The organism is Streptomyces sp. NPDC050548 (assembly GCF_044457385.1).
In the GTDB taxonomy this organism is placed as follows: Bacteria; Actinomycetota; Actinomycetes; order Streptomycetales; family Streptomycetaceae; genus Streptomyces.
The window spans coordinates 486848-502250 of the sequence record NZ_JBITGV010000003.1; the positions used below are offsets into that span (position 1 = coordinate 486848).

Annotated in this window: 15 protein-coding genes; 7 read left to right on the top strand and 8 right to left on the bottom strand. The window is 70.3% G+C overall.

Annotation, left to right across the window (positions count from 1 at the left end):
* Positions 1 to 17 precede the first annotated feature (17 nt).
* The gene (locus ACIBJH_RS12430; protein WP_399116788.1) at positions 18 to 1220 is read left to right on the top strand and encodes an AAA family ATPase; all 1203 of its coding nucleotides are present in this window, start codon (positions 18 to 20) and stop codon (positions 1218 to 1220) included.
* A 4-nt stretch (positions 1221 to 1224) separates the two neighbouring features.
* The gene (locus tag ACIBJH_RS12435) at positions 1225 to 1785 is read left to right on the top strand and encodes a hypothetical protein (RefSeq protein WP_399116789.1); all 561 of its coding nucleotides are present in this window, start codon (positions 1225 to 1227) and stop codon (positions 1783 to 1785) included.
* 64 nt (positions 1786 to 1849) lie between these two features.
* On the opposite strand, the gene ACIBJH_RS12440 is transcribed toward ACIBJH_RS12435, so the two are convergent.
* Together ACIBJH_RS12440 and map are read right to left on the bottom strand one after the other, a co-directional pair.
* Positions 1850 to 2497, bottom strand: a complete 648-nt coding sequence (locus tag ACIBJH_RS12440) for a heme oxygenase (biliverdin-producing) (RefSeq protein WP_399116790.1) — start codon at positions 2495 to 2497, stop codon at positions 1850 to 1852.
* A gap of 112 nt (positions 2498 to 2609) precedes the next feature.
* Positions 2610 to 3467, bottom strand: a complete 858-nt coding sequence (map, locus tag ACIBJH_RS12445) for a type I methionyl aminopeptidase (RefSeq protein WP_201050608.1) — start codon at positions 3465 to 3467, stop codon at positions 2610 to 2612.
* 58 nt (positions 3468 to 3525) lie between these two features.
* Between map and ACIBJH_RS12450 the strand changes: the two genes are divergently transcribed.
* A complete protein-coding gene (locus ACIBJH_RS12450) occupies positions 3526 to 3756 on the top strand; it encodes a hypothetical protein (protein ID WP_043686978.1) in 231 nt (76 codons plus the stop codon).
* On the opposite strand, the gene ACIBJH_RS12455 is transcribed toward ACIBJH_RS12450, so the two are convergent.
* Complete coding sequence (locus tag ACIBJH_RS12455; protein WP_399116791.1) at positions 3757 to 5046, bottom strand: MFS transporter; 1290 nt, start codon at positions 5044 to 5046, stop codon at positions 3757 to 3759.
* A gap of 93 nt (positions 5047 to 5139) precedes the next feature.
* On the bottom strand, positions 5140 to 5742 hold the full coding sequence (locus ACIBJH_RS12460; protein ID WP_399116792.1) for a hypothetical protein: 603 nt from the start codon (positions 5740 to 5742) through the stop codon (positions 5140 to 5142).
* A 118-nt stretch (positions 5743 to 5860) separates the two neighbouring features.
* Between ACIBJH_RS12460 and ACIBJH_RS12465 the strand changes: the two genes are divergently transcribed.
* The 3 genes from ACIBJH_RS12465 to ACIBJH_RS12475 all read left to right on the top strand — a co-directional run bounded on the left by ACIBJH_RS12465 (position 5861) and on the right by ACIBJH_RS12475 (position 7954).
* Complete coding sequence (locus ACIBJH_RS12465) at positions 5861 to 6943, top strand: exo-alpha-sialidase (RefSeq protein ID WP_399116793.1); 1083 nt, start codon at positions 5861 to 5863, stop codon at positions 6941 to 6943.
* A 37-nt stretch (positions 6944 to 6980) separates the two neighbouring features.
* Complete coding sequence (gene npdG / locus ACIBJH_RS12470) at positions 6981 to 7709, top strand: NADPH-dependent F420 reductase (RefSeq protein ID WP_399116794.1); 729 nt, start codon at positions 6981 to 6983, stop codon at positions 7707 to 7709.
* 80 nt (positions 7710 to 7789) lie between these two features.
* Positions 7790 to 7954, top strand: a complete 165-nt coding sequence (locus tag ACIBJH_RS12475) for a hypothetical protein (protein WP_019067288.1) — start codon at positions 7790 to 7792, stop codon at positions 7952 to 7954.
* A gap of 8 nt (positions 7955 to 7962) precedes the next feature.
* Here ACIBJH_RS12475 and ACIBJH_RS12480 read toward each other — a convergent pair whose 3' ends face one another.
* Positions 7963 to 8733: a site-2 protease family protein gene (locus tag ACIBJH_RS12480; protein WP_399116795.1), complete on the bottom strand. Its 771-nt coding sequence runs from the start codon at positions 8731 to 8733 to the stop codon at positions 7963 to 7965.
* Positions 8734 to 8964: 231 nt separating this feature from the next.
* Between ACIBJH_RS12480 and ACIBJH_RS12485 the strand changes: the two genes are divergently transcribed.
* Positions 8965 to 12276, top strand: a complete 3312-nt coding sequence (locus ACIBJH_RS12485) for an AfsR/SARP family transcriptional regulator (RefSeq protein ID WP_399116796.1) — start codon at positions 8965 to 8967, stop codon at positions 12274 to 12276.
* Positions 12277 to 12313: 37 nt separating this feature from the next.
* Here ACIBJH_RS12485 and ACIBJH_RS12490 read toward each other — a convergent pair whose 3' ends face one another.
* From ACIBJH_RS12490 to panB, 3 genes are all read right to left on the bottom strand, one after another.
* A complete protein-coding gene (locus ACIBJH_RS12490) occupies positions 12314 to 13135 on the bottom strand; it encodes an ABC transporter permease (RefSeq protein ID WP_399116797.1) in 822 nt (273 codons plus the stop codon).
* Positions 13132 to 14151 (bottom strand): ATP-binding cassette domain-containing protein, encoded by a 1020-nt coding sequence (locus tag ACIBJH_RS12495; protein WP_399116798.1) that lies wholly within the window; start codon positions 14149 to 14151, stop codon positions 13132 to 13134. Before ACIBJH_RS12495 ends, ACIBJH_RS12490 begins: the two co-directional genes overlap by 4 nt.
* A 237-nt stretch (positions 14152 to 14388) precedes the next feature.
* Positions 14389 to 15264, bottom strand: coding sequence for a 3-methyl-2-oxobutanoate hydroxymethyltransferase (gene panB, locus ACIBJH_RS12500; RefSeq protein WP_399116800.1), 876 nt, complete (start codon positions 15262 to 15264; stop codon positions 14389 to 14391).
* Positions 15265 to 15403 lie beyond the last annotated feature (139 nt).

Genomic DNA, 15403 nt, shown 5'->3' on the forward strand with positions numbered 1-15403 from the left:
GTGAGTGAGGAGCAGCAGTGATCACCCGGATCGAGATCGACGGCCTCAAGACGTTCGACGACTTCTCACTCGACGTTCCGCCTTTCCTGGTCCTGCTGGGGGCGAACGGCTCCGGCAAGTCCAATCTGCTGGAAGCGATCGCGCTGCTCGGTCATCTAGTACGAAACCCTGGCAGTCAGACGCTGGTCCGCCATGCCAGACGGGGCGGACCGCGTGAACTGTTCCGGCGGCGTCCGGACGGGAGCCTGGTGGAGCAGATCCACATCGGCGCGAATGTTCTGCTGGAGACCTCGGAGTTCGGGGTGGTTCACGTAGGGGTCCACGCGTACATCGGCTATCGCGAGGCGCCGGACCCGTTGGAAGTAGCGGTGCTCTTCGGGGGAGTGGGCAGCTCCGGTCTTCCGCTGCAGGAACAGGTGGCCGCTGATATCGACGAATCGGCTCCCCAGGTGTACGGGGGGGAGCCGGGAGAGGAACCTCGCCTTGATGCTGCGGTGCACCGCGCTCTGGAGCGAGCAACCGGCGGCTGGCGCCTGCTGGATCCTCTGCCCGATGCCATGCGCCAACCCGCCGACGCGTACGACACCGAGGCGTTGACCGAGGACGGTCGTAACCTCGGTGCCGTACTCGGCCGGTTGTGGAGGAGACCGGAGCGAAAGGCCGCTTTCCTGGCCGACGTGGCGGCTGTTCTGCCCGACGTGCGGGAGATCGAAGTCGTACAGGACGAAGACCACGCCAAGTGGGACATCTGGATCCAGCACAAGTACGAGCCGAGGATGGCACCGCGAGTCGTGTCCGGCGGGACGCTGCGGGTCCTCGCCCTGCTCGCCGCCGCGCATGATCCGGCTCACCCCGGTGTGCTGATGGTCGAAGAACCCGAGAACGGCCTGCACCCGAATCGCGTCCCACGTCTGCTGGAGCGGCTGAAAGGACGCGTCACGGATCTCGCCACGTACACGCAACCCGACGAAGGCGTTCGTGGCACGCTCCGCCAGATCATCGTCACTTCCCACTCTCCCGTCGTACTGGCCTCGCTCCTGGACGAGGCCTCACAGGACGTGGTGTTCATGGACACGGTCACACGGCTGGAGCGAAGAGAGTCGCCGACCAGATTGACGCGGGCCCGGAAGGTCGGCGTGACAGGTGAGCGCGGCACGTACGTCACGCCCATGGAAGTACGCCAGTACCTGGACCCGGTGGGATACGCGCATGGGTCTTAGGTACTTGAGCATTGCGCTGCTCACCGAAGGGCTCAGTGACCAGTGGTTCCTGCTGCCGCTCATCGACCGCCAAGTGGCGGCGCTGGAGCCGGAGTCCGCTCCTGGATTCGATTTCGGAGGCACCGCGCCCGGAAGCCGTTTCACGGTCGCGCCGCGCGACGACGTGGTCAAGGAGGTCGCCTTGCTCCTGGAACACATGGACATCGTGCTGATCCATCACGACCACAACGAGCGGGGCAAAGTCGAGTCCGTCCGTGCGAGGCTCGGCGGTGCGGCGGCGGACCGGCTTATCGGGATCGTCCCCGTGCGGGAGACGGAGGCCTGGATGCTCGCCGACGCTGCCGCGCTGCCGCGCTGCCGCGCTGCCGACCGCGACGGCGGAGGCGTCGGTACGGAACCTGATCGGGTCACCTCGCGACATCGAGAAGGTTCCGGATCCGAAGAAGGCTCTGGCCGAGGCGTTCGGCCCACGGCACCGGCCGGAGTACGACTTCGATCGGCTGGGTCAGCACGTGTCCTTGGCGGTGTTGCAGCAGGTTCCCGCCTACGCCCGCTGGGTCGGTGACTTGCGCACGGCGATGGAGCAACTGCGCTTCTTGTGACGGTGGCCCCGCAGGCGCCGCCGGACGTCACGCGCTCAGCGGAAACTCCTCACCCAACGCCCGGAACACCCCCGTGTTCAACGCGAACGCACGCTTGCACTCCGCCACCACCCGCTGCTTCTCCAGGTCATCGACCGGAAGCCCGTCCAGCAACTCCCGGTACCCCCGCTTGAACGCCGCCGGGTTGCCGATCTCCTCGAAGACGTAGAACCGCACGCCGTCCCCCTTCCGCGCGAACCCCCACGTCCGTTCCGCTTTGTCCCGGATGATCTGCCCGCCGGAGAGATCCCCGAGGTAACGCGTGTAGTGGTGGGCGATGTACCCGGCGGGCCACAACTCCGCGCACTCCCGCACCCGTTCCGCATAGGCCCGCGTCGCTGGCAACGCGGTCAGCCCGGATCGCCAGTTCGCACCCCGCAGATGCGCCAAGTCCCGCTCCAGTGCGGGCAGTCGGAACAACTCGGCCTGGACGAACGCCCCGGCCACCGGATCCGCCGCGAGGCGCTCCGCACCGGTCTCCAACGCCTCGTACACGAACCAAAGTTGCTCGGTGTAGCGGGCGTACGCGTCCACGCCCAGCCGGCCGCCGAGCAGATCGCTCATGAAGCTGGAGGTCTCGGCCTCCACGTGCTGTTCGTGGGACGCGGTGCGGATGACTGTCGAGAAGGAGTCCATGGGGCCTATCCTCTAAGGTAAGGCTTACCTAAGTCAACAGGTTTGCCGACACCCTGTCGGTAAAAGCGTACAAGAAAAGACCCACCCTCGGCGGAGAGTGGGTCTTGAGGCGTTACGGCAGCGTGAGCACCTCCACCCCCGTCTCCGTCACCACCAGCGTGTGCTCGAACTGCGCCGTCCGCTTCCGGTCCTTCGTGACGACCGTCCACCCGTCGTCCCACATGTCGTACTCGTACGTCCCCAGCGTCAGCATCGGCTCGATCGTGAACGTCATCCCGGGCTGGATGACCGTCGTCGCGTGCGGGCTGTCGTAGTGCGGGACGATCAGGCCGGAGTGGAAGGACGAGTTGATGCCGTGGCCGGTGAAGTCCCGGACCACGCCGTACCCGAAGCGCTTGGCGTACGACTCGATGACCCGGCCGATGATGTTGATCTGGCGGCCGGGCTTTACCGCCTTGATCGCCCGGTCCAGCGACTCGCGGGTGCGCTCGACCAGCAGGCGGCTCTCCTCGTCGACGTCGCCGACCAGGTACGTCGCGTTGTTGTCGCCGTGCACCCCGCCGATGTACGCCGTCACGTCGAGGTTGATGATGTCGCCGTCGCGCAGCACCGTGGAGTCCGGAATGCCGTGGCAGATCACCTCGTTGAGCGAGGTGCACAGGGACTTGGGGAAGCCGCGGTAGCCGAGCGTCGACGGATAGGCGCCGTGGTCGCACATGTACTCGTGCGCCACCCGGTCGAGTTCGTCCGTGGTCACCCCCGGCGAGATGACCTTCGCGGCCTCCGCCATCGCCCGCGCGGCGATCCGCCCGGCGATCCGCATCGCCTCGATCGTCTCGGGGGTCTGCACCTCCGGCCCGGTGTACGGGGTCGGCGCGGGCTTGCCGACGTACTCGGGGCGACGGATGTTTCCGGGCACGGAACGGGTGGGAGAGAGCTCCCCTGGTACGAGCAGCGACTGGCCAGACATGCCAGCGAGTCTAACCAGCGGACATGGGGGAACATGGCCGTAGGGAAAGGAGCCGTTGATGGCCCTGTTCAAGAAGCGCACGGTCGGGAAGCCCGGCGAGTGGTACTACTGCCTCGAACACAAGAAGGTCGAGGAGGGGCCGGAGTGCCCGGCCAAGGACCGTTTCGGGCCGTACGCCACCCGCGCGGAGGCCGAGCACGCGATGGAGACGGCCCGCGAGCGCAACCTGGAGTGGGAGAACGACCCCAAGTGGCACGACGCCACGAAGGGGAGCGCCGAGGACGACTGATCAGACCTCGGCCGGGGTCGTGGCCGCCCGCCGCGCCTTCAGCCGCAGCGCGTGCTCGTCCGTCCTCGCGTCGTACGACATCAGCTTCGGCAGTCCTACGGCCAGCAGCCCCACCGCGCCCACGCACATCAGCCCGCCCGCCCACACCGAGGTCCGCACCCCGGACAGCGCGGCCATGCCACCGGACCTGACCTGGCCCAGCTGCGGGCCCACCGAGTAGGACAGCAGCTCGATCCCGGCGAGCCGCCCGCGCAGCTCGTCCGGGATCGTCTGGTTCCAGATCACCCCGCGGAAGATGCCGCTCACCATGTCGCAGCCGCCCGCGACGGTGAGAAACAGCAGTACCAGCCATACGTTGCCCACGGCACCCGCGCAGGCGATCGCCGCGCCCCACAGCGCGGCGGCCAGCACCACCATCCGCCCGTGCCGGTGGATCCGCGAGGTCCAGCCGCTGGTCACGCTCACCAGCAGGGCGCCGGCCGGGACCGCCGAGTACATCAGCCCGAGCGCCCACTCCGCGTGCAGGTCGTCCGCGAGGAACGGCAGCACCGCCAGCGGCATCGCGAAGAACATCGCCGCCAGGTCGATCGCGTACGTGCCGAGCAGCTCCTTGCGGCTCCACGCGTACCGGGCGCCCTCCACGATCGACCGCAGGGACGGCTTCTGCGCCTCATGAGCCCCGGGGGAGGCGGCGATCCGGAAGATCAGCACCACGGACACGACGAACGTCAGCACGTCCGCCGCGTACGCGTAGGGCAGCCCCGCGAACGCCACCACCACGCCCGCCAGCGCCGGGCCCATGACCCCGCCGACTGTCCAGCGCAGCGAGTTGAGCGTGGACGCGGCCGTCATGTGCTCGTGCGCCACGATCCGCGGCCACAGCGAGTCCAGGGCCGGCCGCTGGACCGAACCGAGGACGGAAGTCAGCGCCGCGATCACGTACAGCGGCCATACGGCGGGCCTCGGCAGCAGCGAGTTGAGCAGCAGCAGCCCGCACAGCACGCCCAGTCCCACCTCGGTCCAGACGATCAGCTTCCGCTTGTCCCACGCGTCGGCGAGCGCACCGCCGTAGAGCCCGAACACGATCAGCGGCACGAGTTCCACGGCACCGATCGCGCCCACCGCCGCGGCGGAGCCGGTGAGTTCCTTCATCTGCACCGGGAGCGCGACGAACGTCAGGAAGTTCCCGAAGTTCGAGACCAGCCCCGCGAGCCAGAGTCTGCGGAAGTCGGCGGAGGCGTGCCAGGGGGCGAGGTCGGGGAGGAGGGCACGCAGGCCGGAGACGGTCACAAGCGGCCACGATCACGCGGGGGAGGGGGGCGAGGCAACCGCTTTTTGTCGTCCACCTCTCAACTGACCGAGACGGGTGGGCGGGCGGGAAAATCACCAACGGGCGGGCGGCGGGGCCGTCAGTTGGTCGGTCAGCCGTGACAGCCGGTCCCGGAACCGCCTCCGCCCCCGCGCCGCAGGCAACACGTTCTCCCCGGCCGCCGCGCTCACCAGATGCTGCACGGTGTCGAGATCCAGGTCCGTGCCCTCGGGGACGGCGAGCGACTCGTGGGCCAGGGACGTCAGTTCGCGGTTCCCGGAGCCCAGCGAGAGGACGGTCGCGCCGGCCCGGCGGGCGTCGTGCACCCGTTCCAGGAGCGGATCGCCCGGCCCCTCTGGCGACACGACGAGCAGTGTCTCGCCGCGCCGGGCCGCCTCGATCCGGCCGAGTCCGACGGCGAGATGGGCCGGGTCGGAGGGGCGCGCGTCGTGCCGTACCAGAGTCGGGGTCAGTTCCGGTGTGCCCGACCAGGCGGCCTCGTCGACCAGATGGGCCGCGAGATGCCACGGCTCGTACGCGGGCGTGCCCACCAGCAGCAGCCCGCCCCCGTGCGCCACCACGGACCCGCGCAGCACCCCCGCGAACCGTCGCGTGGCCCCCAACCACTCGGTCCCGGCGAGCACTTCACGCAGCAGCGCGACCCGTACGGCGTCCATGTCCGCGCATCCTGCCGCAACCGGTCACTCGTGACGTGGAGTTCACCACGAATTCGCCCAACTTGGGGATGGTTGCGGGCTCATCGGCCGCACATCACGTCGCACAAGGAGCCGCCCCATGACAGACACCGCAGAAGTCACCGTTCCGTTCAGCGCGGGGCAGGGGGGCTACGCGAGTTACCGGATCCCGGCGGTCGTGGTCTCCCGCGCCGGTACCCTCCTCGCGTTCTGCGAGGGCCGGATCGCCTCCGCGAGCGACTACGGCCACATCGACATCGTCCTGCGCCGCTCCACGGACGGCGGGCGCACCTGGAGCCCGTTGACCGTCGCCGCCGACAACGGCACCGACCTCGCGGGCAACCCGGCCCCCGTCGTCCTGGACACCGGCCGCATCCTGCTCGTCCACGTCCGCTCGGCCGCCTCCGCGAGCGAGGACGCCATCCTGCGCGGCAAGGTGAAGCCGGCCGACGGACGGCGGGTGTGGGTGACGTACAGCGACGACGACGGGGTCACCTGGTCCAGCCCGAAGGAGATCACCGAGCAGGTGAAGAAGCCCGAGTGGCGCTGGTACGCCACCACCCCCGGGCACGCCATCCAGCTGAGCACCGGCCGCGTGGTCGTCCCCGGCAACCACACCGTCCCGCCCACCGGCACCGACGTCGGCAACGAGGCCGAGTACAACAGCGGCCACTGCCTGCTCAGCGACGACGGCGGCGAGACCTGGTACCTCGGCTACGTCGACGAGAACACCGACGGCTACGTCAACTGCAACGAGACCACCGCCGCCGAACTCCCGGACGGGCGCGTCTACTTCAACACCCGCAACGACTCCCCGTCCCCCGGCAACCGCGCCGACGCGTACTCCGAGGACGGCGGCAAGACCCTCGTCAAGCCGTTCCGCCCGCAGGCCGGCCTCGCCGCCCCCGTCTGCGAGGGCAGCGTCCTCCAACTCCGCGACCCCGACGTGCTGTTGTACTCCGGCCCCGGCGACCCGGCCGCCCGCGCCCTGATGACCCTGCGCGACTCGGCCGACGGCGGCGTCACCTGGCGCCCGGCGTTCACGGTCGACGGCCTGCCCGCCGCCTACTCCGACCTCGTCCGCGTAGACGACGACACGGTCGGACTCCTCTACGAGACCGGGGACTTCGGGGCGTACGAGACGATCACGTTCCGGCGGGTGCCCGTGACGGACCTCACCTGAGCCGATACGGGTGCGGAGGCGGACGTAAAGTCGGCCCATGACCTCTACCGACAGTGCTGCACAGACCCCCGCGACGCCCCCGGCGAAGGCCCCCGCCAAGGACCCGTGGGACCTTCCCGACGTCTCCGGACTGGTCGTCGGCGTGCTCGGCGGGACCGGGCCGCAGGGCAAGGGCCTCGCCTATCGGCTCGCCAAGGCCGGCCAGAAGGTGATCATCGGTTCCCGCGCCGCCGACCGCGCGCAGGCCGCCGCCGACGAACTCGGCCACGGTGTCGAGGGCGCCGACAACGCGGAGACCGCGCGCCGCAGCGACATCGTGATCGTCGCCGTGCCCTGGGAAGGCCACGGCAAGACGCTGGAGTCGCTGCGCGAGGAACTGACCGGGAAGCTCGTCGTCGACTGCGTCAACCCGCTCGGCTTCGACAAGAAGGGCGCCTACGCGCTGAAGCCGGAGGAGGGCAGCGCCGCCGAACAGGCCGCCGCCCTGCTGCCCGACTCGCGGGTCGCCGCCGCCTTCCACCACCTGTCGGCCGTCCTGCTCATGGACACGGAGATCGACGAGATCGACACGGACGTGATGGTGCTGGGCGAGGAGCGCGCCGACGTCGAGATCGTGCAGGCGCTGGCCGGCCGTATCCTCGGCATGCGGGGTGTCTTCGCGGGCCGGCTGCGCAACGCCCACCAGGTGGAGTCCCTGGTCGCGAACCTGATCTCCGTCAACCGCCGCTACAAGGCGCACGCGGGACTGCGCGTCACGGACGTCTGAGCGGGTGGGGGACACTGGTGGCGACCGACCAGCAGTGTCCCCTTTGTTATGTCTTCGTTCTGCCGACAGGAGCCGATCCCATGCCCCGCCTCGCCCTCTACGCCCTCGTCGTCTGCCTGCTCGCCGTGGCGGCCGCGGTCGTCTCCTTCGTGGAGGGCAGCTGGATCGGCATCGTGTGGGTCCTGCTGGCCGGCCTCTCGTCCAACATGTGCTGGTACTACCTGAAGCGCGGACGCGCGGCCTGAGACCTTTCCTACCGCCAGAACTGGTAGAGGCTGTAGCCGCTCGACGTCTGCCAGTCGCTGACGCCCAGCCCCCGCAGGATCGCGTCGACCATGTCGAAGAACTCCCGGTTGATCGACGGCACCCACAGCAGCGCGAACACGAACAGCAGGCCGAACGGCGCGAACGGCTCGACCTGCCGCTTGATGTCGTACGACAGCCAGGGCTCGATCACGCCGTAGCCGTCCAGGCCCGGCACCGGCAGGAAGTTCAGGATCGCCGCGGTCACCTGGAGCAGGGCCAGGAAGGCCAGCGCGTACTGGAAGTCGGCCGGCACCCCGTCGAGGGAGTGCAGCCAGAACGGGGCCGTGCAGACCGCCGCGAACAGTACGTTCGTCAGCGGGCCCGCCGCCGAGATCAGGCTGTGCTTCCAGCGGCCGTGAATGCGGTTGCGTTCGATGAACACCGCCCCGCCCGGCAGACCGATGCCGCCCATGATGACGAAGATCACCGGGAGCACGATGCTGAGCAGGGCGTGCGTGTAGGCGAGAGGATTCAGGCTCAGATACCCCTTTTCCCCTACTGAGCTGTCGCCGCTGTGCAGCGCGGTGCGCGCGTGCGCGTACTCGTGCAGACACAAGGAGACGATCCAGGCCGCCGTCACGAACAGGAACACGGCGATGCCCGGCTTCTCGGCGAACCCGCTCCAGGTGGCCCAGCCGGTCACCGCTGTGACGGCCAGGATCCCGAGGAAGACGGGACTGATCCGCCGGTCGCTCGGGCGGGTGGTGGTGGCGGTCATGGGGGCGGGCTCCCTGCTGGGGGTCGGTGGTTCGCGAAGCCCGACGGTACCGGGCACAAGGGAAAACGTCTCGCGGGTGGCCACCGGTTCCGGGGAAGGTGGGCGCATGGGACTCTGGCACGCGATCCGCGATCCCGTCACCCCCCTTCTCAGGGGGCGGCGGCTCACGTACGCCGTGCCCGGCGCCGCGCCGCCACAACCCCGTGACCGCTTCCGTCGCCACCGGAGACAATGGACCCCGTGCGCTATCGCATCCTCGGCACCACCCAGGCACTTCGCTCCGACGGAACGCCCGTCCCGGTCGGCGGGGCGCGGCTGCGTGCCCTGCTCACCGTGCTCGCCCTGCGGCCCGACCGGGCCGTGCCCGCGAGCTTCCTGGTGGACGAGGTGTGGGGCGCCGACCCGCCCGCCGACGCGACGGGTGCGCTGCAGGCGCTGGTGGGCAGGTTGCGCCGGGCGCTCGGCGCGGACGCGATCGGCTCGACGGAGAGCGGCTACCGGCTCGCCGTCGCCGCGGACGACATCGACCTGCACCGTTTCGAGCGGCTGACCGCCGAGGGGCTGCGGGCGCTGGCCGACGGCAACCCCGCGAAGGCGGCGGAGGCCCTGGACGACGCGCTGGCCCTGTGGGGCGGCCCGGCCCTCGCGGACCTCCCCGACCGTACGGCGGAGGCGGCCCGCTGGGAGACCCGTCACCTGGACGCCCGCCGCGCCCGTCTGACGGCGGCCCTGGCCCTGGGCGACGCGGACACCGCCCTGCCCGAACTGACCGCCCTGTGCGACACCCACCCCCTCGACGAACCCCTCCAGTCCCTCCGCCTCCAGGCCCTCCGCGCCACCGGCCGCACGGCTGAGGCACTGGCCACCTACGAGGACGTACGGCAACTGCTCGCGGACCGGCTGGGCTCCGACCCGGGGCCCGAACTGCGGGCGCTGCACGGGGAGTTGCTGCGGTCCCCGGACGGGGAGAGCGGGGCGCGGACCATCCCCGTGCGCACCGGGACCGATGAATCCCCCGCCTCACCACCTCCCGGCAACCTCCGCGCCCGTCTCACCTCCTTCGTCGGCCGGGAGGCCGACATCGACGTCATCAGGACCGATCTCGTCGCCGCCCGGCTGGTGACGCTGCTCGGGCCCGGCGGGGCCGGGAAGACGCGGCTGTCGCAGGAGGCCGCCGAAGGGGTGCGGGACGCGGCGCGGGACGGGGTGTGGCTGGCCGAACTCGCCCCCGTCGACGACCCCGAGGCCGTACCGGAGGCCGTGCTCACCGCCCTCGGGGCGCGCGAGACCGTGCTGTACGGCGCCGGGGCCGAGGCGATCCGGGCCGCCGGGGGAGACCGGCACGACGATCCCGTGGAGCGGCTCGCCGAACACTGCGGGCGGCGCCGGATGCTGATCGTCCTCGACAACTGCGAACACGTCGTGGACGCCGCCGCCCGCCTCGTGGAGGCCCTGCTGGAGCGCTGCCCCGAACTCACCGTGCTCGCCACCAGCCGTGAACCCCTGGGCGTACCGGGGGAGTTGCTGCGCCCGGTGGAGCCCCTGCCCGACCCCGTAGCGCTACGGCTGCTCGCCGAGCGGGGCGCGGCGGCCCGGCCGGGGTTCACGGTCGAGGACGACATCGAGGCCTGCGCCGAGATCTGCCGACGGCTCGACGGCATGCCCCTCGCGATCGAGCTGGCGGCAGCCCGGCTACGGATGTTGACGCCGCGTCAGATCGCCGACCGGCTCGACGACCGTTTCCGGCTGCTCACTTCCGGAAGTCGTACGCTCCTGCCCCGGCAGCAGACCCTGCGGGCCGTCGTCGACTGGTCCTGGGACCTGCTCGACGCGGACGAGCGGGACGTGCTGAGCACCCTGTCCGTGTTCGCCGGCGGCTGCGACCTCGCCGCCGCCGAGGCCGTCTGCGGACCCGTCGCGTTCGACGCGCTCGGCTCCCTCGTCGACAAGTCCCTTGTCGTGGCGGCCCCTTCGGGCGAGGGCGAGATGCGTTACCGGCTCCTGGAGACCGTCGCCGAGTACGCCGGCGAACGGCTCGCGGAGTCCGGCCGCCGCCCCGCCGCCGAGCGCGCCCATCTCACGTACTACCGCGAACTCGCCCGCACCACCGACCCGTTGCTGCGCGGCCCCGGCCAACTCGCCGCCGTGGAGCGGCTGGAGCGCGAGTACGAGAACCTCCGCACCGCCCTGCGGCACGCCGTCGCCGAGCGCGACGAACAGGAGGCCATCTGCCTCGTCCTGTCGCTGATCTGGTACTGGCAGATGCGCGACGTCCGCGTCGAGGCCCGCAACTGGTGCGTCGAGGTCATGGCCCTGGGCCCCGACCCCTTCGCCGCCCCCGTCCAGCGCGCCGCCCCGGTCTGGCAGCGCTGCACCGACATCCCGCCCCCGCTCACCGGAGAACTCCTCGCCGAGGCCCGGCGCGGCCTCCATCTCGCCCATCTGGCCTGTATGGACACGGAGTTGGACGCCTGGGAGGCACCGGCCGCGAAGGAGAAACTGCGCCTCATCGCCCAGGTCTACGAACCGGGGATGCCGCAGACCTGCCGTACGCCCGGCATGTTCTGGTTCTTCGCGGTGATGCTGAGCGGCAGCGTGCAGCGGCTGCCCGAGATCCTCGACGCCGACGTCCACACCTGCCGGACCACCCCCGGCATGGAGTGGGAGCTCGCGACCGTCCTCCAGATGCGCGCCAACATGCTCGCCAACCGCACCGACTGGGCGGGCGACGCGGCCCGGGACGCCGACGAGTCGCTGGAGATCTTCCTTCGCATCGGTGACATCTGGGGCGTCGCCGAGGCGCTCTCGGCCCGCGCCGAGGCCCGGGAGCGCATCGGCCGGTACCAGCTCGCCGCCGCCGACTACGAGGCCGCGATCGAGCACGCCGAACGGCTCGGTGCCCATGGGCAGACGGCCGTACTCGGCGCCCGGCTCGGCAGTGTGCTCATCGAGAAGGGCGACTTCGAACGCGGCGAGCGCATCCTGCGCGAGGTCATCGACCGGCCGCGCGGCATGAGCAGCGAGGCGATGCCCGCCGCCCGGATGTTCCTCGCGAGCCGCCTCGCCATGTCCGGCCGGATCGCCGAGGCACGCGAGGAACTGCGCCTGCTGCGCGAGGAGTTCCACATTGCGCACTTCGTCGTCTTCGACGCGTTCATCCTCGGCTCGGAGGCCTGGGTGGCGGCGCTCGACGGCGAGTACGAGGAGTCCCTGGACAAGATCCGCAAGGCGCTGAAGCGGGCCGGCGACCCGCTGTCCGAGGCCATCGCCCCGCACATGACCTCGCTGTATCTGGGGATCGCCGCGGTCGCCCTCACCGAGTTCGACGGCGGCGACCGGGCCAAGGACGGCGTCCGCTGCCTCGTCGCGGCGAAGGCGCTGCTGCCGCCCGGGCACGTCCCGACCTTCATGGAACGGGAGGTCTACCGCCGGGCCGAACTGCACGCGCGCGGCAGGCTCGGCGACGCGGCCTACGAGGAGTGCGCGGCCGGGTACGCCGAAGGCGGCGGCCTCTCCGCGAAGGAGGCCGCCGCCCTGGTGTGAGCCGGCACGAACCCGCTGGGACGGGACGCATGCCCGGTCAGGTCTTGGTGCGGAACTTGTAGATCGAGATCGGGGCCATCACCGCGGTGAGCCCCACCGACCAGGCGAGCGTCAGCAGCGTGCCGTGGGCGACCGGGCCGCCCACCATCAGCCCGCGGGCCGCGTCCGCCAGGGCGGAGAGCGGGTTGTAGTCGGTGAAGTTCTGCAGCCAGCCCGGCATCGAACCGGTCGGGGCGAAGATCGACGAGCCGAACTGCAGCGGCATCAGCACCAGGAAGCCCATGGCCTGCACGGACTGCGCGGACTTCATGGTCACGCCGAGGGTGAGGAACACCCACATCAGGGCCGAGCCGAACACCGCGGACAGTCCGATCGCGGCGAACATGCCGAGCCAGTGGTGGATGTGGAAGCCGACGAGGACACCGACGACCATCAGCACGGCGGACGCGACCAGCATCCGCATCATCTCGACCGAGATCTTGGCGATCAGCACCGAGGCCCGCCCGATGGGCAGCGACCGGAACCGGTCCATGACCCCGGTGTGGAAGTCGGTGTTGAAGCCGGTGCCCACCCCCTGGGCCATGTTCATCCCCATCATGGCGAGCAGACCGGGCACGACGTACTGCACGTACGCCTCCTGCCCGCCGCCCAGCGACTGCCCGATCGAGCCGCCGAAGACGTACACGAACAGCAGCGTGAAGATGACCGGGAACAGGATGGCGTCGAACATCGACTCCGGGTCCTGCCGGATCCACAGCAGGTTGCGGCGGATCAGGGCGCCGGTGTGGCGCAGATGGTTGCGCAGCGGGATACGGGGGTCCGACGCGACGGCGCCGGGCTTCACGGCGATGGCGCTCATACGGCGACCTCCTCGCGGTCGGGGGTGGGCACGGAGTCCTGCGGGGCACTGGCGCGGTGTCCGGTGAGGGAGAGGAACACCTCGTCCAGGCTGGGCAGTTCGGTGGTGATGGAGGCGATGGTGAGGCCGCGGGCGCTCACCGCGCCGACCACGGCGGTCAGTTGCTCGTCGCTGAGGATCGGCACCAGGACCGTGCCGCTCTCCACGTCGACGGTGACGGTGGCCAGGCCGGTGATCCCCAGCTCGTCCAACGCGTGGGCCAGCGGCCGCAGTTGCAGCGGATCGGCGGGCCGGATGCGCAGCGCCCGGCCACCGACCTTCGCCTTCAGCTCGTCGATCCCGCCGTTCGCGATGACCTTGCCGTGGTCCACCACGGTCAGCTCGGAGGCGAGCGCCTCGGCCTCCTCCATGTACTGGGTGGTGAGCAGCACGGTCACGCCGCCGCCGACCATGGACTTCACCTCGTCCCACACCTCCATGCGGGTGCGCGGGTCGAGACCGGTGGTCGGCTCGTCGAGGAACAGCACCTGCGGGTGCCCGATCATCGAGGCGGCCAGGTCGAGCCGGCGCCGCATACCGCCGGAGTACGTACTGGCGGGCCGCTTGGCGGCGTCCGTGAGGGAGAACCGCTCCAACAACTCGTCGGCGCGGGCGCGGGCGTCCTTGCGGGACAGGTCCAGCAGCCGCCCGATCATGTACAGGTTCTCCCAGCCGGGGAGCTTCTCGTCGACGGAGGCGTACTGGCCGGTGAGGCCTATCACCCGGCGCAGCTGGCGGGGCTGGCGCAGGATGTCGTAGCCGGCGACGGTGGCCTCGCCGGCGGTCGGGGCGAGCAGTGTGGACAGGATGCGTACGAGGGTGGTCTTACCGGCACCGTTCGGCCCGAGCACACCCATCACGGTGCCCTCCCGGACGTCCAGGTCGACGCCGTCCAGCGCCTTGGTCTCGCCGTAGTGCTTGACCAGCCCCCGCACGGTCACTGCCGTGCCGCTGGGTGTGTTGTCGATTCGCGTCATGCCGATGACACTGCCAGGGCCTGCCGACAGAACACCGACATCCCACCGACAGCCACCGACAGCTGACCGACGGCAGCGACAGTCTTCCGACGATCACCGCAACCATCAATTGAGGAACCACGACGGCGAGCAACCACCTCCGCGAGAGCGGCGCCGGTTTGGGCGCAAAAGAGGGGGCAGCCCGCCGACGGGGGAAGTTCGGCGGGCTGCCATGGTGCCGCAGTGGCTCTGAACCGCTCAGTGAACGGAGTGCTCCTCCAGCGGGAACGCCCCGCCGACCACGTCCTCCGCGAACGCCTTCGCCGCGTTGCCCATGACCTCACGCAGATTGGCGTACTGCTTCACGAACTTGGGCATCCGACCGCCCGTAAGCCCCAACATGTCGGTCCACACCAGGACTTGGGCGTCGGTCTCGGCCCCCGCCCCGATCCCGACCGTGGGAATGTGCAGCACCCGAGTCACCTCGGCCGCCAGCTCCGCCGGCACCAGCTCCAGTACGACCGCGAACGCCCCCGCGTCCTGCACGGACTTGGCGTCCCGCAGCAACTGCTGGGCGGCCTCCTCGCCGCGCCCCTGCACGCGGTACCCCATCGCGTTCACGGACTGCGGGGTGAGACCGATGTGCGCCATGACCGGGATACCGGACTCGACGAGCAGCCGGATCTGTTCGTGGGACCGCTCACCGCCCTCCAACTTCACGGCACCCACGCCCGCCTCCTTCACCAGCCGGGTCGCCGAGCGCAGCGCCTGCACCGGACCCTCCTGGTAGGAGCCGAAGGGCAGGTCGCCGACGATGAGCGCGCGCTGTGTGCCCCGTACGACCGCGGCGGACAGCATGGTCATCTCGTCCAGCGTGACGGGCACGGTCGACTCGTACCCGAGGTGGCAGTTGCCCGCCGAGTCGCCGACGAGCATGACCGGGATCCCGGCCTCGTCGAAGACGGACGCGGTCATCGCGTCGTAGGCGGTGAGCATGGGCCACTTCTCGCCGCGTTCCTTGGCGAGAGCGATGTCGCGAACGGTGATACGGCGTGTGCCCTTGCCTCCGTACAGCGCCTTGCTGCCGTCGGAGGAGCTGGTCTTCCCAGTCTGGGCAGCCGAAAGCTGCGTCATTGCAACGGCTCCTTCAGTCATCTTGAGGCACCCTCACGGCGTCCCCAGATCCCCTCCATGGTGGCACCTCGTGCCACGGAGGGCCAGAGGGGCCCGCGTCACCCACATCACGTGCGACACCTACGTAAGGTCTGAGTAA